The organism is Leptospira abararensis (assembly GCF_016918735.1).
Lineage (GTDB): Bacteria > Spirochaetota > Leptospiria > Leptospirales > Leptospiraceae > Leptospira_A > Leptospira_A abararensis.
Genome location: NZ_JAFFPR010000016.1, coordinates 1 through 21,871, shown reverse-complemented (window position 1 = coordinate 21,871; position 21,871 = coordinate 1). Strand labels below are relative to the sequence as shown.

Here is a 21,871-nt window from a genome sequence, read left to right as displayed (position 1 = left end):
GTTTTAAACTTTTTGGATTTCCATTTTGGAAAGTAAATCCGATATTAGGAAACCCGTCATACTTTCCGTCAGCTATATCTTCTAAAAAATGACGGATGATGTCATTCGATATCAAATAAGCAATCCCCTGTTCCAAAGTACTAATTTGAAAAACAAGACCCACCACTTTTCCATTTTGTACGGCAGGGCCACCGGAATTTCCAGGTTGGATATTGGCTGTGATTTTTAATACGTTTCGATAATCTAACCCAGAATAGGTGTAGCGGTTTTTTTCAAACCGAAGGACCGATCCCTTTTCCACAGATAAACTATCATTTCCATTCGGGAATCCAAGAAGTAATAAATCAGAACCTAAATTCGGAATTCCTTCCAAAAAAGACAAAGATGTAGTTTGTTCCGAAAAATCAGGATCCGTCACTTGCAATAAAGCCAAATCACAATCATACCCGATGAATTTAACATCTGCTAAATATTCTTTTTTAGTAAAACTACTTTTAACCAAAATTCTTTTGGCATCGCGCACCACATGAGCGTTCGTTAATATGGTTTGGTTTGGCAAAACAAGGCCGGATCCAAATCCAGTATATAGATTCTTTTTCATCCACGGTTGCGTTTTGTTTTCGGTATTGAATCCTTCATTACGAATGAGAACCACAGAACGAAAAATAGAATCTACAGCCGGCTCAGGATCTACTTGAGCCAGTATTGACCTACTCAATACAAAAAACAGAATGCAGGTTTTAAATATTTTATTCATAATACAAAACGATTTTCTCCCAGTAGGTTTGAGTTTCTGTGATTTTTTTTAGGACGGCATTTCCTAAAACCCGGTCACCAGGTTTTGGATTTTTCCATATTGTATTGGAAGATACCAAATCACCAGAAGCGGAAGAAGGCACTCTGATCAAACTATAAGCAGAATCACGAATACATGTGATACGGAAAACGTAGGATACTGTTTGGTCCCAATAAAAACTCTCGTCTTTTTCAATCAGTTCCAAAGGACAAGAAGAATCAAAAAACACCTCAATATTACTTGGAACTTCTTTTCTTCGGTGTGGGTTTTCGGTAATAGATTTAAAATAGAATAGGTTCGGATTTTGAATTGGTTTATAGTTTTTAGCTACGGTTTTTCCTTCAGGAAAGCTGGGGATCTGTTTTTTTGTTGGATAATCTAAGTCCGTATCATCCGTAATCATTTTCGAAACCATTTTTGTTTCAGTCATACCAAGACTTGTTTCAATTTCTAAGTATTGTTTTTTTCCAATCCGATGAACGGCCCTTAATCGGAACATCCCTGGATCTAATTTCCTTTTCTGATGAGATTGAAATTGAATCAACATCGGCTCCGAATCTTTTTGGCAACTGAACCGAAAGTATGTGACAGAGGAAATGCGAGAAGCAGGCTCTAAATGGCAATTGCCATCATCCATAGGCAAACTTTGATTGTTTTGGATCTGTTTTCGGATCAGTTGGGATGGTTTTCTCTCTTTCCAAGCCTCCATTTCTGCCGCAAGCGTTTGTAACGACAAGTTTGTCTTTGTGCGGTCCGCAAAAACAAGGCCAGACAGAAAAAGAAACAAAATCAATGCGAAGTATATGTATAACTGCCTAATCATGGATTACCGATTATGGTGATTATCGGCTTCTCTACCCCGAAGAATCAACTGGCATCCAATTGATTTCTTTTCTCATTATGTCTCAAACCATAGATGAACTTTTTTTTTGGTTTTCAGACTTTCAAAAATTCATGGGGGGGAAAAGTAATGTAAGAAATAGGAGAATACTTTTTTGAACTGGAACTTTCTTAAAACCGAAATAGAACCTGGTGACTTCCTCATCGATTGTCGTTCCCAATCAGCATATGAAGAAGAAACGTTAGAAGGTGCTTACTACTATCCATTTATCAAAAAAGCATTCGGATCTGATCCAGAATCCCAAAAGAAATTGTACGGACCAATGGTCGCTGTCGTACAAGAATTTCAAAAATCCAAAAAAACTCGAATCATTGTATTCGATGAGGGAATGGGAATGTTCTCCACTCGTATGGTGTATTTACTTCGCGGTATGGGAATCAAAGAGGCCTATGTCCTTGGTCAAAAATGGCCTGTCGATGGAAATAAATCCAAAGGTGAGTTGAAAATAGAACCACCAATCGCTGACAAAGTAAAACCCATTGAAGGCGTTGTAGACAAAGCCTTTATGGAAAGAAATCTTACCAAACTTCAAATCTTCGATGCAAGAACCATGGACGAATACGAAGGTCGGTTGCCAAGGCTCACTGCCCCAGAAGAAGGAACTCTTTGCGGGCGTTTGCCTGGAGCCTTCCTTTGGGATTGGAGAAACTTGTATGACGGCGATGCCAACCTCATCGAACGCTCTCTCTTCAAAAAACGTCTAAATGGTTTTCCTTTTATGCCAGAAAGACCGACTGTGATTTACGATTACAATGGGGCTCGTTCTTGTTTATTAGCGCTGATGCTTAGAGAGGCAGGGTACATTGACGTAACTACTTACCAAGGTTCTTGGTTTGAGTGGAGAAAGTCGAGCCTACCCAAACAAGCAGTTGCGGTTTTTGGTGCCAAACAAGGGGCCGCTGCAGCTCCCCCTCGGGTTGGCGGAGTCGATCGCAAGAAAGTTTAAAAAAGGATTTACGAAACCCTAAACCATCGATCCACTTACTCCTGCTCCCGGAGGGGTCGATGGCATTTCGATTATTTATATTTTCATACTCTCTATTTTTCTTGGAATGTGCGTCTCGCATCATTTCCCAGATTCCGATCACGGAAGAATCATTTCCCCTGAGCAAACAAGTTCAATGGATCCAATCGACAAATGAGCTCACCTTAAGAAACCAATCGCTGGATAAAGTCTTTATCAAACTTTTTCTTGCGGAACCCTTCCTGCAATCCTTCACCAAAGAGACCACTGCCAAATATCGAATGGCATCCTTTCAGTTCAAAGAAAATCTACAAAAATCCTGCACAAAACAATCCATAGACGAAATCAAAAAAGAAGCCAGCAAAATCACCATCAAAGGAAAGTTATCCGGTAGTGATTGTTCTAGTGATTACCAAATTGTATTTTTAGCCAAATCAGAAACCGAAATCGAATTCAAGATTACTCTTTCTGATCCTACTCTCAACAGAATCCAATTCCAATACAGTTCCCATCCTGAGGAACGGATCTATGGACTCGGCGAACAGTTCACCTATGATGAACTCAAAGGAAAAACGCCCTTTCTCTTTACGGAAGAACAAGGAGTAGGACGCGGAGACCAACCCATCACAACAGGAGCAAACTTACTCGCTGGTGCTGGTGGAAATGCTTATACGACTTATGCACCCATTCCCCACTACATCACTTCCGAAAATCGTTCTGTTTTTTTTGAAAACAGTGGTTATGCGAAATTTGATTTTAGTGATTCGAATAAAACAAAGGTGGAATTTTGGGATTTCCAATCAGAAAAATCACTTACCGGAACCATTTGGATCGGAACTTCTTCCAAAGCCCTGATTGAAGCTTATACCAAAAAAACTGGCAGGTTTCCGGAACTTCCTGATTGGGCTTATGGAACTTGGCTCGGTGTCCAAGGAGGGACCGAAAAAGTTTCTACTATCGTTAAACAAGCAAAAGGTGCTGGAAACCCCGTAACTGCTCTTTGGATCCAAGACTGGTGTGGGCGCCGTGTGACCAATTTTGGAGACCAACTCAAATGGCGTTGGTATGCGGACGAAACCCTCTACCCCGATTTTAAGAAATTTGTAAAATCGATGAACGATCAAAATGTACAGGTCTTAGGTTATATCAATTCCTTCCTGGCCGACACTGATCCAAAAAAACCAGGCGATGATTTTACAAACCCTCTCTTAACGGAAGCAAAGACAAAAGGGTATCTTGTCAAAAACCAAAATGGAGAGGATTATCTCATCCAAACCGTTGGATTTCCTGCTTACTTAATTGATCTCACCAATCCTTTGGCAGTGCGTTGGACCAAGGACTTAATCAAAAAGAACTTAATTGGAATGGGTCTTTCTGGTTGGATGGCCGATTTTGGAGAATGGTTGCCCTACGACGCCAAACTTGCGTCAGGTGTTGATGCCAAAATCTATCACAATCGTTATCCTGTCGATTGGGCAAGGATCAACAGAGAAGCGATTAAAGAAGCCGGTATGGAAGGTAAAATTGTATTTTTCACTCGTGCCGGTTATAGTTATTCCAATGCCTATTCCACACTTTTTTGGGAAGGAGACCAAATGGTGAGTTTTGGAACCAATGACGGCCTTCCTTCTTCTATCATTGGTCTAACCGCATCGGGTATCAGCGGTTATGCGTTAAATCACAGTGACATTGGCGGGTACACAACCATTTCCAATCCACTCCGAAACTACCATAGATCCAAGGAACTCCTCTTGCGTTGGGCAGAGGCCTCTGCCTTTACTCCGGTCTTTCGTACCCACGAAGGGAATCGACCTCTAAAGAACTGGCAAGTTTATACTTACACAAAACCGGACGGAACCAAATCCCTCGGCGATGAAGATACAGTGGCTCTTTTTGCAAAAATAGCAAGAATCCATTTTGCTCTAAAACCATATATCCAAAGTTTGGTGGAAGAGGCATCCCAAACAGGAATTCCTGTAGTGCGACACAATTCCATTGTAGAATCTGAAGACAAAAATTTCTTCAAATACAAATACCAGTTTTTTCTAGGAGATGATCTGCTCGTAGCTCCCGTTGTGGAAAGTGGCGAGATTGTTCAGGAAGTTTACCTTCCTCGAGGTAGATGGCAACACCTTTGGACAGGAACAACTTATGATGGTTACAGAAAAGTACAAGTACCTGCACCCATAGGAAAACCACCAGCCTTCCTTCGGATTGGTGGAAAATCGGAAGCTCTCATTCGTTCTTCTATTAGTAGCATTCGGAATAAAGACTAAGGACACCACTCTTATGAAATTTGCATTGATTGGAGACATTCACGGATATTGGAACCAAAATGATATCGAGTATTTCAATGCTTCGGATTACGATTGTTTGTTTTTTACGGGAGACCTTCGGGGCAATCCAAAACTTGGGAAACTTTCTTTCCAAGGTCTCACCAAACGAGCTTATATGATTCCAGGAAATTGGGATGGAACCAGTCTCACATCCATCATTGGAGAAGTGATCCAATCCAAAATCCTCATCCAATCAGGGCAATTTGGCCAAAACAGAAGGATGCGTAATCTTTCGGAACTAGTAAAACCAATTAGTTTACTTGGTTACAGTTCTTTAGTTTTATCACAGGAGTTAGACTTAAGTTTGATTGTAGGTCGGCCTCACGCTATGGGTGGAGGACTTAGTTTTGCACCCAATATGAAAAAAATCTATTTGGTTTCCCATATGGAAGCATCGATTGAAAAATACAAACGCCTCATCGATGGAACTAAGGAAAAAAATATCTTCTTTCTCTCGCATAACGGTCCTTTTGGTTTGGGTGCGGCAAAAAATTCTATGTATGGAGCGGAATTCAAAAAAGAAGGTGGAGACTGGGGAGATATTGATCTGACCGAAGCTATCAGTTACGCCAAATCCATCGGGAAAAAAGTTCCCTTGGTGCTCTCAGGTCATATGCACCATTCCATTAGTAAAAAAAGGGAAAGAGAAACTCATGAATACACAGGCGGCACCTTTTATGTAAACGGTGCCAAAGTCCCAAGGATCCAAGAAGGAAAACATTTCCATACAAAAATCGAATGGGATGGAGGGTCCGCTACTGTGATTCCATTGTGGGTGGACTAAGTTAGGTGAATGAATCCTAACCTAGTTTGGTTTCAATTTCTATTTTGCCAGAAAGGATTTTATGCACCGGACAAGCATTCGCAACGGCAAGTAATCTTTCTCTTTGCTCCGGGGTTAAATTTCCTGAAAGAAATACTAGTCTTGTAAATTGATGATCCTCTGGAGATCGTTTATCAATGGTTACATGAACTTCCACAGAATCCAAAGGATATCCTTTTTTATCGGCATACATTCTGAGAGTAATGGAGGTACATGCACCCAAAGACGAAGCCAGTAACTCGGTAGGCATAGGTCCTAAATCCGTTCCTTCTTTATCAGCAGGCTCATCGGCAATCCAACTATGTTTTCCCGCACTGATTTTGGTTTCATATTTAGTTTTTGCGGTAGAGACTACCACCTTGTCTTCGAATACTGCTGTCATTTGGATTCTCCTTTATAAATTCGGTCTGCTTCTGTAATCGCACGATCACGGTTTTCTAACATAGCCACTTCCACTTTTAGACGCATCTTTTCAAATTCCTCTTCATTCAAATCACGAGGAACTGATATGGGCTCTCCATAGGAGACAACAAAAGTGGTAAAGGGTTTGGGAACTCTATGTTTGTCCCAAGCTCGTTCTAAAATCCACTGTCTGCTACATTCATAATGGAAAGGAACAATGGGAGCTTGTGTCACTTGGGCTGCCGCAATGATACCTGGTTGGAGAATGAATGCAGGGCCTCTTGGGCCATCGGGTGTAAAGGCGGCAGGTAAACCTTTTTTTAAATGTTGGATCACTGCCTTTAAAGCTTTGGATCCACCCTTCGAACTACTGCCACGAATGCTAGTGTTTCCAAACCGATGGACCACTTGGTTGATGTAGTCCCCATCTTTCGATTCAGAAATCAAAACCGCAACGTTTTTACCTCGATGTAAATAAGGAGAGTACAAAACGTTCGTATGCCAAATAGAATAGATAAAAGGTTTTTTGTTTTTGAATAATTCTTCGTATGGTTCGTTTGTGAGAAAACGAAACCTTGAAGTAAGAACAATCAATCGTTGGAACCAAACGACGATGAGAGGCAACAGCCAAACTAAAATTTTACGTTTCAAAGGTAAGGATACTCCCCAGAGTTAAATTCCAGGGAAACTCTAATCTAGCGAAAGATCAAGTTAAGTTTTCTTTTTGAACAAGTCTCCTAACTTACCCAAATCTTCCGGTTTGATGTTTGTACCGGCAGCTTTTTTGTTTTCTTCTTGGATTTCTTTGTATACTTCCGCCCGATGAACAGAAACATTTTTCGGAGCTTTGACGCCAATCTTTACTTGATCCCCTTTAATATCTACAATGACAATTTCGATATCGTCACCGATCATAATCGATTGGTTACTCCTCCTTGCAAGAACTAACACGGATTATACCTTTTCGGAAGACATCTCTTCCATTGATTCAATAATGTTTTTACGAATCGGATGATTTTCATCTCGAGAAATACATTGTTTTCCCTTACCTTCTTTTCCATTCAAAATGATAGGCCCTTGGAGATTTGCAGTCATTCCCTTGGGATTGTCATGAGGTATCGTCACAATGAGGAAAATCAATCCCTCTTTCCAACCAGAGAGTCCAATATCATGAAGTTCTTCATCGGAAACCGCAGGTTTGTAATCGTTCATAAAAAGTTCAGGTTGGATTACGATAAATGCCAGTCCCGATTCTTTTGTGGATTGTAACCACTTAAAAGGACTTTCTGGACTTTCTTCTATCAGTGCATACTCGTCAAATTCTTCAAATCCTAACAATCCTTGTGGGAATTTTAAGATTTGTTTTGCGTCCACTTGGATGGTTCCGAAAGGTTTTGTGTGAATCGTTACCGACATTCTAGTTCCTGTAGTTTCTATTCTTTCTAATATTTCCGTCATTTAATTTCGTTTACCGAAGGAAATCCATCAAAGTTGGTTTGATAATTTTAGAACCGACATTGAGCGCATAACTATGAATTGTTTCTAACCATTTCATATTCATAATGGTTTCTGGAAAATCGATTCCTTCATTTTTTGCAAGAAGTTCTGTCATATACATTTTGTCATACGAAACTCGGTCTTCATGTTGTTCCAAACGATTCATTCGAGCCCCTATCGTTGCCCGATGACGAAGGATATTTTCCAATGCTAAGTCCAAATCCCCCAAATCCCTTCCACCAATTCGTTCTTGGTCTTTTTGGATGAGGTCATTTCGAAGTTGGATAAGAACATCAAATACAGAAAGTCCAGTCACTGTTGCCGACTTAGAAAAGTTATTCGGTGGTTCACTGGCGCTCGGTTCTACAAGTCCAATGTCGCGAAGCACTGTTCCGCCATCCACATCTTCCAACCAAATTTGGTGAGGTGCTGTAGAGGAAATAGAAATGTTATCTTGTGCCAGTTTACTTGCTTTTACTTCCAGTGGCGAATTATTGATTTTATCAATCACATCATCGATAGTATCACCCACAGAAATATGAATTTCTACTCCATCAATTTTGAACTTTTGGTCCGAAGTTGCTTGGTAGGCAGAGTTGTCGACTTTGGAAGTGACACTAACATTTGTTCCCCAAAATACTTTGTTTCCAGGAATGGTGATCGGGATGTATTCACCCTTTTCAATTTCGCGAAGTTGTTCGCCGATATCACCCCGATACTCAACTCCCACATATTGGTTTTTGAGTTCCAGGCCTTGTAAACCTTTGATTTTAGATTCAATGGGTTCAAAAGGAGGCCGTTCAATCACATGACCACCAAACAACGGTTGTCCGGTGGCATCGCGAGCATTGGCAAGATCGACAATCGCACGTAAGTGTTGGTCTATCTCTTTCCCGATAGCCACTTCCAATTCAAATCCCTTGTCCCCTTGGTAAATTCCATTCCCGGCCTGAACCGTAAGAACACGAGCTCTTTGGAAAATTTCTCCCATTTTGTCTAGGACACCATCGATTTGTTGTAACCTTTGGTATCCATCCCCAATGTTTTCCTCATATTGAGAAAGTTCATTCAGGCGTGAGCGAAAGTACATTTGGTTTGTGGCTGCCCCCGGATCATCCGAAGGTTTACGAATTTTTAATCCTGTTCCTAGTTGGGTTTGGGTTTCGTCCATAGCCACTTGGTGGCGGTTTAAGTTACGCACCAAGGAATTGTTTTGCATCATGTTAGTGATTCGAATCATTTTTATACACCTAACCTATTGATGATGGTATCAAGCATCTCATTGAGTGTGGAGATCATTCTTGCAGAGGCGTTATAGGACTGTTGGAACTGCACCATATTGGCCATCTCTTCATCCAAATTCACACCCATCACGGACTGACGCATATTCTCAAGTTCTACCATCAGTTCATTTTGTGTTGTATACTCTTGTTTTGCTTCGCGAGCTTCTGTTCCGAGTCTAGAAATCAGTGAGTTGTAAAAATCATCCGTAGTTTTGGAATAATCAAACATCACCGGTTTTTCTCGGAGAGCCGCCGCAATGAGAAGGGCATTGGATCCATCTTTTTGGCCGTTAGGTGAATTGTAGTCACCAGATCCATTCACATCCTTACCACGTGCTGCGGCAATGTTTGCCGGATTGTTTCTTACATCTTCCGACATTTTAAAGAAAGAAGAAGGATGATACATCGGAGTGAGAGTGATGTCCTGCGCATTCGCTTGGAATTTATTGATCTCACCAATTTTTCGATAGTCAAAAGACCCTGCCACTCCTGTTGCCGTTAGAATTCCCGTAAGACCTACAAGAAGTTCGCCCGAGTCTTCTAAGTGACGGATCATAAAGTTTTCTTTTTTATCCAGAGGGTTTGTCGTTGCTTTTAGCGCCAACTGGTTGTCATGCGACATGTAAGCCACGACACCTGTTTCCGAACGATTGATTCGTTTGATGACAGCATTCAAAGTATCATCTTTGGAGTAAGGAACAAGGACTTCTGTTTCGCCACCAGGACTTGCTTTCAAAAAACGCATGGTTCCTGAAATTCCAATGGGACGATCCGCATCAATGGATGTACGGCCCGTCACACGGAACACAGCGGTTTTGTCGTTTAGTCCATCTCCGTCGGTATCAATTTCCCCAAAGGTGTTCGTGGCAAGAGCTCGGCTTTCAAAAAAGTTTAAATTTGTTTTTCCATTCAAACCAAATCCATCTTTGTGGATTTCATTGATGACATCCATGGCGTTGATCGCGAGGGCATCGACCGCATTGATTTTTTCTACCAAAATCCGGTCGCGAATTTCATAGAGAGCTTGGATACTCCCTTGGCGCAGTAGAACGGTGTCTCCCGTCTCTGACCATTTTAAGTCCAGAAGGCCATCGTTATTGGAATTTCCGACGAGATCGATTTTATGAACCTTTTGCCCTTGAACAAGGATTTGTTGGCCAATAAAAACCATAAGTTCATCTTCATCGCTGCGACCAATGGTAATGTCCGCCATTCCCGCCAGTTCTTGTAAAAGTTCGTCCCTTCTATCCAAAAGGTCATTCGGATTATCACCTAACGCTTGTGATTTTGTGATTTTTTCGTTCAGTGATTTGATATTCTCAGCAACCGTATTTAAATGATTCACCTTCGATTCAATTTCACGATTGGATTGGTCTCTTAATAGGGAGAGTTTGCGATACACATCTTCCATTCGAGATCCAAGAGCTTCGGCTTTTTCTTGTACGACTGCTCTATGTGCCGTTTCTTCCGGATAATTGGAAAGATCTTCCCAAGAAGACCAAAACTGGTCCATCATGGAACGAAGTGTTGTACCCGTCGGTTCGTTAAAAACAGTTTCTACTTGGTAAAGGTAGTCGTTTTTTTTACCCCAATATTCTTTGAGAGAGGATGAATCAATGATACGATCATCAATGAAATTATCACGAACTCTTTCGATTTCGGAAATTTTTACGCCTTGTCCAATTTGTCCTGGAACCTCTGCTCGGTTGAACGCAGGATCATAAATCGGATCCATACTATTCATGACCACTCGTTGACGCGCATAATGTTTGTTATCCGCATTGGATATGTTATGACCTGTGGTTTGGATCGCTTGTTGGTGGACCGAAAGTCCTCGTTTCCCTATTTCAATTCCCTGGAATGTTGATCCCATACGATTCTCCTAGGCAGTCGCGTTCAAAATGATCGCGCCTTTTTGGCTCTGCCCACGCCTTGTCGGTTGTTTGTGTGAGGTATAAACTTTTTCTTTCGATAACTCTTGTAAAGAGTCAACAGTAGTCTGCAAAAACTCTTTTCTAGTTTTTAAGAGTTTGTCATTGGTAATGATGGCGTCTTTTAGATCGGCCACAACCTTCTTCAATTCTAAAGCAAAGGTTTTTAATTTGAAATTGGAATCACGATCCAGTTGGTTTAAAAAATTTGTAAGAGTAATGGAAGATTCGTCTTTCTGGAATTTTTCCTTTTCATAGACATCTTCGATGGCCTTCATTCGAATTCTTTCCAATTCGGATGCTTCTACCATAATGTGATAACTTTCTTTAACGCAAGATTCCAAGGATTTTCCGTCCGCAGAATGGATCGCAGCTCTTTTTTTGCCTTCCAATTCCAGGAGGCGCTTGTAACAGTCTATTTCATTAGTAAATAAACTTCTAAGTGATTCTACCCAATCCAACATGCGAATTCCTTTTCCCTTATGGGAAGGATCGACGGATTCCCAAACTAGCTTAGGAAAATTTATAAAAATTTACTATTTTCAGGCCTATGTCACTAAAATCGCCTTGTACCAAAGTCTGTATGATGGATCCGAATTCAGGACTCTGTGCGGGCTGTTTTCGCACCATAGAAGAGATTGGGAATTGGTCTGTGATGACCGAGGAAGAGAGAGAAAAAGTTTGGAGTGAGCTCCCGCAAAGAAAGGCGGGAGGCTCTCTCAAATAAAATGGTTATTTAGAACCTTTATCAATCTTATTGCGGTGTTCTTCGCACAATCTATAGAGTTGATCTGTAGATGGATTTTTCTTTGTGACTTTTTTTCCGCATACAATACACATCCCTTGAGCTCTTCTTCGTTTATACAACAACTGAACTCTTTCTGCTCCAGAAAGATTGTATTTACTGATTTGAAGGCGAACCCCTTTTACCAAATAGCTACCGATTGCAGACTCTTCCCCTTTTTTTAATTCGGAAAAAATCTTACTCAGCTCATCCGGTTTTATCGATTTAGGTTTCATACATTCTCCTGCTTTTTTTGCTAAATTTAACTCTCTGTTAGATTCTAAATGTTAATGCACATTAGTTAGTACCCCCTAACGCGCAACACAATTTTGGAATCATATCCTATTTATGGAATATAGACAAAAAAACTAGGGATAAACTCTAATATTTAGAATCATTTTTGTCTTGGCAAAGTTGAAATATCTACTAAGATCAAAGACAAGGAGCCATGTATGGAAAAGAAATACAAAACACTCAAAGATTTTTTCCCTTTTTATTTAGAGGAACATAGCCATCCCTTCAATCGAGCTCTTCACTTCATTGGATCGAGTCTAGCATTAGGCTGTATCCTTGGATTTATATCCACTGGTAAATTCTATATCTTAGCGTACGCCCTTGTTAGTGGGTATTTCTTTGCATGGATTGGACATTTTTTCGTCGAAAGAAACCGTCCAGCAACTTTTACCTATCCCATCTATTCCTTTGTATCTGATTGGATCATGTATTTCAAAATGTTAACGGGACGTATTGATGTAGAATTTGCCAAAATTAAGTCAAATAAAGGTTAAGATGAAACTTGTTCTCAACTTACTTGTAACTGCTGTTTTATTCCTTGGTTGCCATCCGAAAGAAGTTACCAAACAGGAGATCACTTCCTTGCGAGATGGAAATCACGAAAACCTTTTCGGTTTTTCAGATTTAGTTTTGCCGAAAATCCTCGGACAAGAATTGAAACGGTTCGAATCAGAAGTCGATGTAGACAAAAAAAATGAAGTTCACATCACCTATGGTAGTAATTCGGCACTCACTTTCAATGATGCATCCGATTACCGAAAGACTGGCACAGAATACCATAGTTTGGTCCTACTTCGAGTGGGTTATGCCCTGGCTCTCCATCAGTTCCATAGGTTATCCCTAAGCCTTTCCAAACCTTTTTTCATCCAGGGAGAAAAGAATCCTGATGCCGAGATCCAAGAAGCAGAAATTTTTAGAACCACCATTTCCAAACCGGAATTGGATGTTTTTTGGGAAAACCATCCTAATTTTGATCCTTACAAAGCACCGAAGTTAGGTGACAAAGAATGGGAAGCTGTTACAGGTGAAATTCAGAAATTGTGGAAAGTAGAATTAGATGAATTTAGTCGAGTGAAGTTGGAATGACCCAGGGGGTTTGATCACCTAAGGCACGTTCTAAACGATCCAAATAGGAATGTTTGGGAATTTCGTAGGCACCCAATTGCCAGGTCACATGATTGAGTTGTTGGGTATCAAAAAGGGCAAAGCCTGATTTCCGTAAAACATGAAATAGATGGTATAAACCAACCTTACCTGCATCCGATTCAAAGGAAAACATACTTTCCCCGGCAAAGAACTTTCCAATTGCCACTCCATACACCCCACCTACCAAAATATTTTCTGGATTCCATACTTCTACAGAATGCGCCCATCCCAATCGGTGTAATTCCAAATACCCTTCGATAAAACCAGGAGTAATCCATGTATTATCTTTTTCTCTATAAGAACAACCTTGCATTACGATCGGAAAGGCTTCATTGAAAGTGATACGAAACTTACCTTGTCTCACTTTACGAAGTACTGTTTTAGAAAAATGAATCCTTTGTAAATCAAAGATGGCACGAGGGTCGAGACAATACCACCGAATCGGATCTTCAGACCAAGGAAAAATTCCTCGTTTGTAAGCATATAACAAACGCTCTACGGAAAAATCTCCACCCACGGCGACAAGATCTTCCTTCCAAGTCCGTGGGTTTTTAAAAAATTGGTCTAAACTTCTTTGAGTCAAGGCTCCAATACTTCCTTTGGATAATCGTAAACGATTTTTACTTTCAAACTTTTCCCATTTTCATCATTGATATTAGAAAGCCCTTCGAATTGTAAAATTCTCCTGGTTTGAACATCATAAACCAAAAGAAATGGTTTCACAACCTGTTTCAAAATAAAATTGTCCACTTCCAGTCGTAAATATAACGCAGGCCTTCCCTTCCATTCGCCGTCTCGAATTTTTTCCGCAGCAAACTTATAATCATCCAGCTGGATGGGTGCAAGGAAATGAAAGGACATCCTTTCTCCCTTTGCTAAAGTCTCCCAATTATTTCTTACAAAATAATCAAATCCTCCATCCATCACAGCTGGATATTTCGGGGTGTAGGTTCGCTCCGCCATAGGATCTTCCTTTTTTCGTTTCGAAAATAAACGAACCGATTTACCTTTTACGTCGGCCCCTTCCGTATAACCGTCTCTAAAATCTTCTGTTTTAAAGGTGGGGACTTCAGAGTTTTTATCGAACTCAATATGTTTAGATCCGAACACCTTTCCTTCGGCATCTTTGTAAAGGATATCTGAATAGACATGTTTTCCATTATTATAATATTCTTTATGATTGTCTGAATATATGTATTTTCCAGTGCTCAGATCGTATGCTTTTCCGAAGTATTGGAATTTTGGTTTTTCTGCCCATAGAGGCAAAAAGGATGGAAAAACTATGGCAAAAATTAGGATTTTACGTATCATACTGTTTAGACCATGAAAAAATATAGACTGACTGACCAAAGGACAGTTTTGGGAATCGTTTCCAAACTGACTACGACGGTTCTCCAAGACAAGGATTCCAAACAAAAGTTTACTCTCCAAAATCCGGTAGCGGTAAACGACATCCTAAAATCAGTCCATATCACTATCGTTACTACCGAACCCATTGTCTCCAAACCAAAGTCCCTAGTATGTGTTCTTAAAGAAAACAGAGTAGAACTTCGGGTCAAACCGGTCAACCCCTACCAAGATGATCTACTCCAAGTATACGAAATTCTAATTGAACCACTAGAAAGGTCTGCCAAACGAGCAGCCATTGAAGACATCTCTGCCTACGAATTCAAAATGGCGCAGACGGCAGATTTGGGAACCGTCATTTCTATCTATGGAAAAACTTCTATTATTAACCAAATTTTAAATCAGTGGCAAGTCCACCTGGAACAAGTGTTAACGAGTTACGGCTATTTTATCAAAAGAATCCATATTGGTTTTTATTATGCCGTAGACACACAACTCATGGAAGCTCTGGCAACCTCCAGAGCACCGTATTATGTGCGTGATGCGAATCGCAGAATTTTTTATACCGACAGGGGTTTTTTTAGTCCGAAAAAACTCAGTGAAATCTATGTTCGATCTTATTTGGACTCCCTCCTTTTAAACAACGCAAAATCCACTTTGATATTTCCTTTTTTTTCAAACGGGAAGGTTTTATTAGGTTATTTTGAAATCATTAGTAATTTACCAGACCTCGGGAACTCTATTTTACAATCGAACATAGAAGGGCCAGAAGGGATTGGACCTTTACTTGCCTTTTTAGATCAAAAAGCTGAGGAATTTGTGTTTCAACTGGAATTTGCTTATGCGAAGGATTGGGAAACGGTAATTCGCACAACACCCGTTAGAGATATAAGCCAAGATGGGCGTGGGATTGGTATGACCTTACCCGCAGGAACTGGTATTGAAAGCAGACCGTTAGGATCCCCTGTATCTTTCCAAATGGTTATCAATTCTTCACCCTATACTTTTTACGGAAGTCTTAGAAGTTTAAAAAAAGGGGAATCCGATTCTATAAATATTGGATTACAAATTTTCCAATGTGACAAACCAGAAGGAATGTCTTATCTTAGCTCTTACGCATCAAATTTAATTGGAGAAGCGGTTTCATGACGTTAGAACAATATGAAACAATCATAACATTATTAACAGAAATTCAAAAAACGGGAGGATCCGATCCTTATCGTTTGGTTCTTTATTTAGTCCCCAACATCGGAATCATCTTTGGCACCACACTTTTGTTTTTTTTGTTCCAGTGGTGGCATAAACAAAAAATGGCCCTCATCCAATCGGGCCAGTACAAACCTTGGAGTTTTGACATCAGATTGTATTCCTTTTTCCTTGGTCTTTTGTTGACATTCACTGGTTTTGCTTTATCGTTTGTATTTATACTCGTCTTAGGAAGTTCTATGGCGATGTTAGGAGGGTTAATCCCATTCGCAATTGGACTCGGTCTCTTGACCTTCTACAAAATGTATCGGTAGAGCCTGTAACAAGGGTCTGCAACGAGGAAGATTGGAATTCTATCCAATCAGTCCTTAGAGGAGACGTGTCCCAATTCGAAGTGCTGATGAAACGTTACCAAGGAATGGTTTTTTCCCAAGCCAAAAAAGCCTTTCTAACGGAAGAAGAAGCGGAAGATTTCACCCAAGAAGTATTCATTCAAACTTACGAATCACTGAGTAAGTTTCGTGGGGAATCACAATTCTCAACATGGTTATTCCAAATCGCAAGATTTCGCCTAACAAAAGTTTTTAAAAAGAAAAAGCTACCGATTGTGAATTGGCAAGAAGACCTTTCTTTGGTAGCAGACAAAACAGGGCCTTCTGTTGTCGAAATTTTACACAAAGAGGAAACCAGTCATACTTTACGGTCCCTTATCTCCAAATTACCAAAATCATACCAAATGCCGATTCTTTTACATTACTTTGAAAACAAACCTCTCAAAGAAATTGCTTTGGATCTAAATATAAAACTTAACACGATCAAAAGCCATATCTCCAGAGGTAAGGATCTTTTGAGAAAATGGTGGTCACATGAAATCGAAGTCTGATTTTAATGCCGAAAAACCATTCACTCATCCAGATCCGTTTTTAAAACATTCCGAAGCACCTGCGGTGATTCGTTTGCGAGTGTTAGGGCAAATTCTGCCTTTACGTTTTTTATTTTCCTCTGTGGGTTTATCCTTTTTGTTATTTATGATCCCACTCGGCACCATGTTCCTTTCTGTTTTTTACCACGAAGACTCAGGGTTACTTTTACCGATTTTGATTAGTTCCAGTTTGTTTTTTTGTTTTTATTCACTTGTCCTTGGCTTTTTACTCCTCAACACAAGAATTCCTTTTCTGAATGAATGGAAAGAGAAACTTGGATTTGAAGAGGTCTAAAGTATTCGTGAAAGGTTTATTGGTTCTCCCTTTTTTTTGTTTTGCCCTGTCTCTCTCTGCAGAGGTTTTACCCTCCGGCGAAGAATTTCTAAAAATGGATTTGGATCGCGCTCTTCCTTTAGTTGAATCTCTATCCAAAGAAGATTCGAAAATTCTCGTCTCGGAACTTCGAACAGAAATCAAAAAATCCTACCCGAAAGCAGACCACTTTTATTTTCTCATCTCCCATTTAGAAGAAATCCAAGCCATCGAAAAAGAACAGGCGCGCCTGCGCTCCCTACTTTGGGTTTATGGATTGGCCTTCTTTTTGTTTTTCGGATTCCTCGGGTTTTTGTTACTTCGCCAAAGACAAGCCATCCGAGACATCAACCAAATGCTCGGCAAATAGATAGATATCGTTTCTTTGTCATCATTTTGTATTCTCTTTGTAATGAATCCCTGTTACTTTTGGAATAATTCATGAAAATACTAATTGTAGATGACGAAGAAGACATTGCTGGACTCATCCAATTCCATTTAGAGGAAGAAGGATTTCAGACCGAAGTATGTCACAATGGGATGGAAGTTCTCCCCCGTTTAGAAAAACACCTCCCGGACGGAATCATTTTGGATTTAATGTTACCGGGAATTGGTGGGATGGATCTTTGCAGAAGGATTAAAGAAAAATACCCTCATATTCCTATATTAATGGTAACGGCAAAAACCGGAGAAACCGATGTAGTTCTTGGCCTTGAGTTAGGTGCCGATGATTACATTCGTAAACCTTTTAACATTCGGGAACTTGTGGCTCGTGTAAGAACCGTTACACGTAGAACAACTGATCCAGGCCAAGAAGTTCAGGGAACTATTTCCACAGGAAAAATCCAAATCAACCCAACAGCCCACAAAGTTTTTGTCGAAGGAACTGAAATTGATCTGACTCTGATTGAGTTCAAACTTTTACAACTGTTTGCAGGAAACCCAGGGGTTGCTTTTTCTCGGGACAAACTACTCGATCGCATTTGGGGAAAAGACGTTTTTGTAACAGATCGAACCGTTGATGTAAACATCAAACGCCTTCGTGACAAGTTACTTTCCGAAAAAGAAAGACTAGAAACCATACGCGGGGTCGGTTATCGATTCCGAGATGCGTAGTTTTTTTTCTACATTACTTTTACTCAACTGGGGTCTTTTACTTGTTTTACTGACCCTAGCCTTGGGTGTATTTTTTATTTACGATCTAGTTGTACCTGCCGTACGCCCCCTCGTCCTATTTAGCTTTGTTCTAATTGCTATTTTTGGTACTTTTTATATTTCCACAAACATTGCGATGCGAATCACAGATCCTCTGGCCACTGTTGAGAAAAAAACAAAAGAAATCAACGCCGGAGATTTTGGCGTTGAATTATCTTCACCTGACATTCGTGAGCTGGCAACACTTGCTTTATCGATCAATGAAATGGCCAAACGACTCAAAGTGCAATTTTTGGATCTCACTGTCGAAAAAGAAAAGTTTAATTATTTACTACAAAATCTAAAAGAAGGTGTGTTTGCCATTGATAGGACTGAAAAATTCCTATTTTTGAATCGTAATATTTCAGATACCTTAATTGAGAAAAATTCTCAGTTCAAAGATTATATTCCTTCGATCAAAAACAAAGAACTCTTAACTTTTATCAAAGATAAAATCCATCATGGTGTGGAAGGAAAAACAGAGTTTCAAGATGGAATTCACTTTTATACGGCGCGCATTTATCCTATTAAATCCGATTCCATGATCCAATTGTATATTGGTGTTCTTTCAGACATTACAGAAGACAGACAAAATCAACTCATCCGAGAACAATTCTTTCAAAATGCTTCCCATGAACTAAAAACCCCCATAACATCGATTAAAGGGTATGCCGAAACTTTGGAATACAAGCTAAAACTTCCACAAGATTCGAATGAAAGGAAATTTTTAGATGCCATTCTTAGAAATACAGATCGCTTGATTCGAATTGTGGAAGATATGTTGACGGTCTCTCGTTTAGAAAATCATAAAACGGTTTTGAACCTAACCGATGTATCGGTTTTGGATCTTGTAAAAAATGTATCCGAATCCTTGGGAGTTATCTATTCCCAAAAAAAACAAAGTTTGGTTTTGGATATTCCATCCGATTTTCGCGTTAGGGCCGACCGTTTGCTTCTCGAGGACCTACTCGTGAATCTAATTTCTAATGCTTCGGCCTATAGTCCCGAAGGTTCGAGTGTCGTTGTAAGAACTTCTTCTACAGAGGACAAAAACCAAATCCAGGTAGTCGATCATGGAATTGGAATTTCTGCAGAGGATGCCGAACGAATCTTCGAACGTTTTTTCCGCGTTGATACCAACCGTTCCAGAAAGGAAGGGGGGACTGGCCTTGGACTTTCCATCGTAAAACACATTGCAAGGCTACATTCTGGAGAAGTCTCTGTTTCTCCCAACCCCAAAGGTGGCTCCATTTTTACCTTTGAATTCCCTAAAAAATAGATTCTCGTAAGAGAAGTCACCGGATAGAATATTGGTATCCGGTAGGTATTTATGAAGTTTCCTTTGGGATTTTATTCCTTCGGCAAAAACATAGGAATCAAAGACGAAAGTTTAGATTTTGCAGTCATTTATTCAGAAAATCGCTGCAAGGCAGCAGCTGTATTCACTCGTAACAATTTTCCCGGCGCTCCCATTTATGTAGGGCGCGACCATATCCAAGACGGATTCCTTCAAGCCATAGTCATCAATTCAAAAAATTCAAATGTGGCCACGGGAGAACAAGGAATCCAAGATTCCTACGCCATCTGCACTGAACTTGGAAAATCTTTAGGTATTCCTGCCAGAGACATCCTTCCTTCCTCCACGGGAGTGATTGGAGTTCCCCTTCCCATAGAAAAAATCATTAACGCCTGTTCTACGGCAAAAGATGATTTAAAACCTGGGAATTTAGAAGAAGTGGCCGAAGCCATTATGACTACGGACACTCGCAAAAAAATCTCCTATCGAACCATCACTACGCAAATGAATGAAGGAGTGATGTTTGGGATTGCGAAGGGTGCGGGTATGATTGAACCTAATATGGCAACGATGTTGTCATACATTCTTTGTGATTATCTTCCCGAATCAGGTGACTTACCAGGAATCTTAAAACGAGTTGTAGACCTAACTTATAATTGTGTGACAATTGACTCTGACACATCCACTAGTGATACTGTGGTTCTTATGTGTTCTGGTGTTCTCGGAAACCTTCCCGATGATGTTTTTGAATCCCACTTAAAAGAAATTGCAACGGACCTTTCCAAAATGATCGCCCGCGATGGAGAAGGTGCCTCCAAACTCATCGAGCTGACAGTTTCCAAAGGAAGAGATGATTTGCAAGTGTCAAAAATTGGAAAGTCCATTCTTAATTCTCCATTAGTCAAAACTGCCATTTATGGAGGGGACCCAAACTGGGGCCGGTTTGTAATGGCAATTGGAAAAGTTTTTGATGAACCCATCCCCTATGATTCCTTGGAAATACGATTGGGTGGGATTTCTGTCAAGGGAGCCGACAACGACACCAAAACAAAGTTAGCTGAATATCTAAAGTCCAACGAAGAAATTGAAATTTCAGTGATCCTAAATACAGGATCATTTCAAAAAACTTTCTGGAGTTGTGATTTCACTGAAGGATACATTCAGGAAAATGCTTACTATACAACATGAATTCGAATAAATTCAAAAGTTCGCTCAAATATTTTTTACCTTCCAGTTATCAGCTGAAACTTTCGGTAACCAATATCTTTACTCGCACTTTATTTATTTTACTCGTTTACCTTTCTTATTTTCTAATTCTCTCACAAATTCCAGAACAGATGCCTTATCATTTGGAACTTGCATTACTGCTGACTAGTGCTTTCGCTTTAATTTTATATCTTCCAATTATCGAAAGACTCACACGATACATTCGTACACGATTTTTATCCGAGTACTTAACTGAAGATGCAGAATCCTACAGGCAAGCCATCAAACGTTTTAACTTTGATGCTCTCGTTAAAAACGTATTTCCTGATATGGTGAAAATTACAGGAAGCCATTCCGGAACCATGGCTGTATTAACCCAGAACGGAACTTTTGCTTTCCACTCGTACTTCCGAGGCCGTCAGAAAAAATTGAGTCCGACAAAAGATATTATTGTCAAATCAAGTTTTCAATCTTTTTTACTCAGCAAAAGAAATGGCTCCTCCGTTGCAGATACCTATTCCCATGAAAACATAAACAATGACTTTATGGAACTCCATGCAAATTATATTTATCCGTTTATCTTTCGTGAAAAACTATTTGGTTTTATTGCCGTATCCAATATTCCCAACGCCGAAGCTACACATAGTTTGTCATTGCTCGCGGGTCAATCTGCATTAACAATTCATAATCATATCCTATCCTATCATATTTCGGAAAATAAAAAATACCAGAAAGAAGCTGCCTATGCGGTTCGTGTACAAAATCTTTTAGAAACTGGGACAATACCGGAACTCATGGGCTGGAAAATCACCGCATTCAAAAGAACCAATAGAAATCTAATCGAATTTTTCCAAGTGGAAGATGGAAGTTGGTTTTTTGTCATCCTAAATACAGGAAAATCTTATCAACATATAGGAATCATTCTTTCGTATATTTTAGGAGTGGTGTATTCACAATCTAGATTGCGCATTCTAAAAGGATTTTCAGATATAAAAGCTTTAATTCAGTCCACCTTCCAGAAGTTAGATTGGAAGGAAAACTATGAAATGATCATTGGAAAAATTGGTTATTCAGAACTTTATATAGTTCAGGAAGGAAAACAATTTCGTATTACCCGAAACTCAGAAGAAGTCGTTGCGAGTATGGGATGGAAAAATATGATCAATATGGACAAAGGTCCAATCATCATCCAACAACGCGGAGAAGCAGTTCTTAAATTTAGTTTTGAA

27 protein-coding genes are annotated in these 21,871 nt (G+C 39.9%); 15 read left to right on the top strand and 12 right to left on the bottom strand.

All coding sequences use genetic code 11. The features are described from left to right. Together JWG40_RS04730 and JWG40_RS04725 are read right to left on the bottom strand one after the other, a co-directional pair. Window positions 1–757, bottom strand: a 757-nt coding sequence (locus JWG40_RS04730; protein ID WP_205284711.1) for a S1C family serine protease, incomplete at its 3' end; no start/stop codon positions are given. Then, window positions 750–1,619 carry an LIC11113 family protein gene (locus JWG40_RS04725; protein WP_232369174.1) on the bottom strand — a complete coding sequence of 290 codons (870 nt, stop codon included), beginning with the start codon at window positions 1,617–1,619 and terminating at the stop codon, window positions 750–752. The genes JWG40_RS04725 and JWG40_RS04730, both read right to left, overlap by 8 nt. A gap of 172 nt (window positions 1,620–1,791) precedes the next feature. Between JWG40_RS04725 and JWG40_RS04720 the strand changes: the two genes are divergently transcribed. From JWG40_RS04720 to JWG40_RS04710, 3 genes are read left to right on the top strand one after another with little or no spacing between them, the layout of a single operon-like run. Further along, a complete protein-coding gene (locus JWG40_RS04720; protein ID WP_205284710.1) occupies window positions 1,792–2,643 on the top strand; it encodes a sulfurtransferase in 852 nt (283 codons plus the stop codon). Window positions 2,644–2,702: 59 nt separating this feature from the next. Further along, window positions 2,703–4,937 (top strand): alpha-glucosidase, encoded by a 2,235-nt coding sequence (locus JWG40_RS04715; RefSeq protein ID WP_205284709.1) that lies wholly within the window; start codon window positions 2,703–2,705, stop codon window positions 4,935–4,937. A 13-nt stretch (window positions 4,938–4,950) separates the two neighbouring features. Further along, window positions 4,951–5,781 (top strand): metallophosphoesterase, encoded by an 831-nt coding sequence (locus JWG40_RS04710; RefSeq protein WP_205284708.1) that lies wholly within the window; start codon window positions 4,951–4,953, stop codon window positions 5,779–5,781. Between the two features lie 16 nt (window positions 5,782–5,797). Here JWG40_RS04710 and JWG40_RS04705 read toward each other — a convergent pair whose 3' ends face one another. Genes JWG40_RS04705 through flgN form a run of 7 tightly spaced genes read right to left on the bottom strand, consistent with a single transcriptional unit; the run spans window position 5,798 to window position 11,397 of the window. Next, window positions 5,798–6,202 (bottom strand): OsmC family protein, encoded by a 405-nt coding sequence (locus JWG40_RS04705; protein WP_205284707.1) that lies wholly within the window; start codon window positions 6,200–6,202, stop codon window positions 5,798–5,800. Next, window positions 6,199–6,873: a lysophospholipid acyltransferase family protein gene (locus tag JWG40_RS04700; protein WP_205284706.1), complete on the bottom strand. Its 675-nt coding sequence runs from the start codon at window positions 6,871–6,873 to the stop codon at window positions 6,199–6,201. Before JWG40_RS04700 ends, JWG40_RS04705 begins: the two co-directional genes overlap by 4 nt. A 60-nt stretch (window positions 6,874–6,933) precedes the next feature. Next, a complete protein-coding gene (csrA, locus tag JWG40_RS04695; RefSeq protein WP_012390131.1) occupies window positions 6,934–7,173 on the bottom strand; it encodes a carbon storage regulator CsrA in 240 nt (79 codons plus the stop codon). Between the two features lie 3 nt (window positions 7,174–7,176). Then, window positions 7,177–7,638, bottom strand: a complete 462-nt coding sequence (gene fliW / locus JWG40_RS04690; RefSeq protein ID WP_205284705.1) for a flagellar assembly protein FliW — start codon at window positions 7,636–7,638, stop codon at window positions 7,177–7,179. 52 nt (window positions 7,639–7,690) lie between these two features. Further along, a complete protein-coding gene (locus JWG40_RS04685; protein WP_332470269.1) occupies window positions 7,691–8,956 on the bottom strand; it encodes a flagellar hook-associated protein 3 in 1,266 nt (421 codons plus the stop codon). Between the two features lie 5 nt (window positions 8,957–8,961). Further along, window positions 8,962–10,875: a flagellar hook-associated protein FlgK gene (gene flgK / locus JWG40_RS04680; RefSeq protein WP_205284703.1), complete on the bottom strand. Its 1,914-nt coding sequence runs from the start codon at window positions 10,873–10,875 to the stop codon at window positions 8,962–8,964. A gap of 9 nt (window positions 10,876–10,884) precedes the next feature. After that, window positions 10,885–11,397, bottom strand: coding sequence for a flagellar export chaperone FlgN (gene flgN / locus JWG40_RS04675; protein ID WP_205284702.1), 513 nt, complete (start codon window positions 11,395–11,397; stop codon window positions 10,885–10,887). A gap of 86 nt (window positions 11,398–11,483) precedes the next feature. Here flgN and JWG40_RS04670 point away from each other — a divergent pair, with 86 nt between their 5' ends. Beyond that, window positions 11,484–11,660, top strand: coding sequence for a DUF1289 domain-containing protein (locus JWG40_RS04670; protein WP_205284701.1), 177 nt, complete (start codon window positions 11,484–11,486; stop codon window positions 11,658–11,660). A 5-nt stretch (window positions 11,661–11,665) separates the two neighbouring features. Here JWG40_RS04670 and JWG40_RS04665 read toward each other — a convergent pair whose 3' ends face one another. Then, window positions 11,666–11,953, bottom strand: coding sequence for an LIC10235 family protein (locus tag JWG40_RS04665; protein WP_002972473.1), 288 nt, complete (start codon window positions 11,951–11,953; stop codon window positions 11,666–11,668). A 216-nt stretch (window positions 11,954–12,169) separates the two neighbouring features. Between JWG40_RS04665 and JWG40_RS04660 the strand changes: the two genes are divergently transcribed. Together JWG40_RS04660 and JWG40_RS04655 are read left to right on the top strand one after the other, a co-directional pair. Next, on the top strand, window positions 12,170–12,505 hold the full coding sequence (locus JWG40_RS04660; protein WP_205284700.1) for an Mpo1-like protein: 336 nt from the start codon (window positions 12,170–12,172) through the stop codon (window positions 12,503–12,505). A gap of 1 nt (window position 12,506) precedes the next feature. Continuing rightward, window positions 12,507–13,097 carry a hypothetical protein gene (locus JWG40_RS04655; protein WP_205284699.1) on the top strand — a complete coding sequence of 197 codons (591 nt, stop codon included), beginning with the start codon at window positions 12,507–12,509 and terminating at the stop codon, window positions 13,095–13,097. On the opposite strand, the gene aat is transcribed toward JWG40_RS04655, so the two are convergent. Together aat and JWG40_RS04645 are read right to left on the bottom strand one after the other, a co-directional pair. Then, window positions 13,075–13,740, bottom strand: coding sequence for a leucyl/phenylalanyl-tRNA--protein transferase (aat, locus tag JWG40_RS04650; RefSeq protein WP_205284698.1), 666 nt, complete (start codon window positions 13,738–13,740; stop codon window positions 13,075–13,077). The two genes, JWG40_RS04655 and aat, sit on opposite strands and share 23 nt — an antisense overlap. Continuing rightward, the gene (locus JWG40_RS04645) at window positions 13,737–14,468 is read right to left on the bottom strand and encodes a hypothetical protein (RefSeq protein WP_205284697.1); all 732 of its coding nucleotides are present in this window, start codon (window positions 14,466–14,468) and stop codon (window positions 13,737–13,739) included. The genes aat and JWG40_RS04645 overlap by 4 nt, the downstream gene beginning before the upstream one ends. A 12-nt stretch (window positions 14,469–14,480) precedes the next feature. On the opposite strand from JWG40_RS04645, the gene JWG40_RS04640 reads away from it, so the two are divergent. From JWG40_RS04640 to JWG40_RS04600, 9 genes are all read left to right on the top strand, one after another. After that, a complete protein-coding gene (locus tag JWG40_RS04640; RefSeq protein ID WP_205284696.1) occupies window positions 14,481–15,653 on the top strand; it encodes a hypothetical protein in 1,173 nt (390 codons plus the stop codon). Further along, window positions 15,650–16,024 carry a hypothetical protein gene (locus JWG40_RS04635; protein WP_205284695.1) on the top strand — a complete coding sequence of 125 codons (375 nt, stop codon included), beginning with the start codon at window positions 15,650–15,652 and terminating at the stop codon, window positions 16,022–16,024. The genes JWG40_RS04640 and JWG40_RS04635 overlap by 4 nt, the downstream gene beginning before the upstream one ends. 41 nt (window positions 16,025–16,065) lie before the next feature. Beyond that, window positions 16,066–16,593, top strand: a complete 528-nt coding sequence (locus JWG40_RS04630; protein WP_332470268.1) for an RNA polymerase sigma factor — start codon at window positions 16,066–16,068, stop codon at window positions 16,591–16,593. Further along, a complete protein-coding gene (locus tag JWG40_RS04625; protein WP_205284694.1) occupies window positions 16,577–16,927 on the top strand; it encodes a hypothetical protein in 351 nt (116 codons plus the stop codon). Before JWG40_RS04630 ends, JWG40_RS04625 begins: the two co-directional genes overlap by 17 nt. 7 nt (window positions 16,928–16,934) lie before the next feature. Further along, window positions 16,935–17,315, top strand: a complete 381-nt coding sequence (locus JWG40_RS04620; RefSeq protein WP_205284693.1) for a hypothetical protein — start codon at window positions 16,935–16,937, stop codon at window positions 17,313–17,315. A gap of 71 nt (window positions 17,316–17,386) precedes the next feature. Beyond that, a complete protein-coding gene (locus tag JWG40_RS04615; protein WP_205284692.1) occupies window positions 17,387–18,061 on the top strand; it encodes a response regulator in 675 nt (224 codons plus the stop codon). Beyond that, window positions 18,054–19,418, top strand: a complete 1,365-nt coding sequence (locus tag JWG40_RS04610) for a HAMP domain-containing sensor histidine kinase (protein WP_205284691.1) — start codon at window positions 18,054–18,056, stop codon at window positions 19,416–19,418. Before JWG40_RS04615 ends, JWG40_RS04610 begins: the two co-directional genes overlap by 8 nt. A 51-nt stretch (window positions 19,419–19,469) precedes the next feature. Beyond that, window positions 19,470–20,624, top strand: a complete 1,155-nt coding sequence (argJ, locus tag JWG40_RS04605; protein WP_205284690.1) for a bifunctional glutamate N-acetyltransferase/amino-acid acetyltransferase ArgJ — start codon at window positions 19,470–19,472, stop codon at window positions 20,622–20,624. Beyond that, on the top strand, window positions 20,621–21,871 hold a 1,251-nt coding region (locus JWG40_RS04600), incomplete at its 3' end, for a hypothetical protein (protein ID WP_205284689.1). The genes argJ and JWG40_RS04600, both read left to right, overlap by 4 nt.

Bases quoted from the DNA above. Each gene is read 5' to 3' on its own strand.
- flgN (WP_205284702.1), bottom strand. From the start codon at position 11,397: ATGTTGGATTGGGTAGAATCACTTAGAAGTTTATTTACTAATGAAATA.
- JWG40_RS04715 (WP_205284709.1), top strand. From the start codon at position 2,703: ATGGCATTTCGATTATTTATATTTTCATACTCTCTATTTTTCTTGGAA.
- JWG40_RS04725 (WP_232369174.1), bottom strand. From the start codon at position 1,619: ATGATTAGGCAGTTATACATATACTTCGCATTGATTTTGTTTCTTTTT.
- argJ (WP_205284690.1), top strand. From the start codon at position 19,470: ATGAAGTTTCCTTTGGGATTTTATTCCTTCGGCAAAAACATAGGAATC.
- JWG40_RS04640 (WP_205284696.1), top strand. From the start codon at position 14,481: ATGAAAAAATATAGACTGACTGACCAAAGGACAGTTTTGGGAATCGTT.
- JWG40_RS04665 (WP_002972473.1), bottom strand. From the start codon at position 11,953: ATGAAACCTAAATCGATAAAACCGGATGAGCTGAGTAAGATTTTTTCC.
- JWG40_RS04660 (WP_205284700.1), top strand. From the start codon at position 12,170: ATGGAAAAGAAATACAAAACACTCAAAGATTTTTTCCCTTTTTATTTA.
- flgK (WP_205284703.1), bottom strand. From the start codon at position 10,875: ATGGGATCAACATTCCAGGGAATTGAAATAGGGAAACGAGGACTTTCG.
- JWG40_RS04705 (WP_205284707.1), bottom strand. From the start codon at position 6,202: ATGACAGCAGTATTCGAAGACAAGGTGGTAGTCTCTACCGCAAAAACT.
- JWG40_RS04625 (WP_205284694.1), top strand. From the start codon at position 16,577: ATGAAATCGAAGTCTGATTTTAATGCCGAAAAACCATTCACTCATCCA.
- JWG40_RS04645 (WP_205284697.1), bottom strand. From the start codon at position 14,468: ATGATACGTAAAATCCTAATTTTTGCCATAGTTTTTCCATCCTTTTTG.
- JWG40_RS04610 (WP_205284691.1), top strand. From the start codon at position 18,054: ATGCGTAGTTTTTTTTCTACATTACTTTTACTCAACTGGGGTCTTTTA.
- JWG40_RS04615 (WP_205284692.1), top strand. From the start codon at position 17,387: ATGAAAATACTAATTGTAGATGACGAAGAAGACATTGCTGGACTCATC.
- JWG40_RS04655 (WP_205284699.1), top strand. From the start codon at position 12,507: ATGAAACTTGTTCTCAACTTACTTGTAACTGCTGTTTTATTCCTTGGT.
- JWG40_RS04710 (WP_205284708.1), top strand. From the start codon at position 4,951: ATGAAATTTGCATTGATTGGAGACATTCACGGATATTGGAACCAAAAT.
- JWG40_RS04670 (WP_205284701.1), top strand. From the start codon at position 11,484: ATGTCACTAAAATCGCCTTGTACCAAAGTCTGTATGATGGATCCGAAT.
- JWG40_RS04635 (WP_205284695.1), top strand. From the start codon at position 15,650: ATGACGTTAGAACAATATGAAACAATCATAACATTATTAACAGAAATT.
- fliW (WP_205284705.1), bottom strand. From the start codon at position 7,638: ATGTCGGTAACGATTCACACAAAACCTTTCGGAACCATCCAAGTGGAC.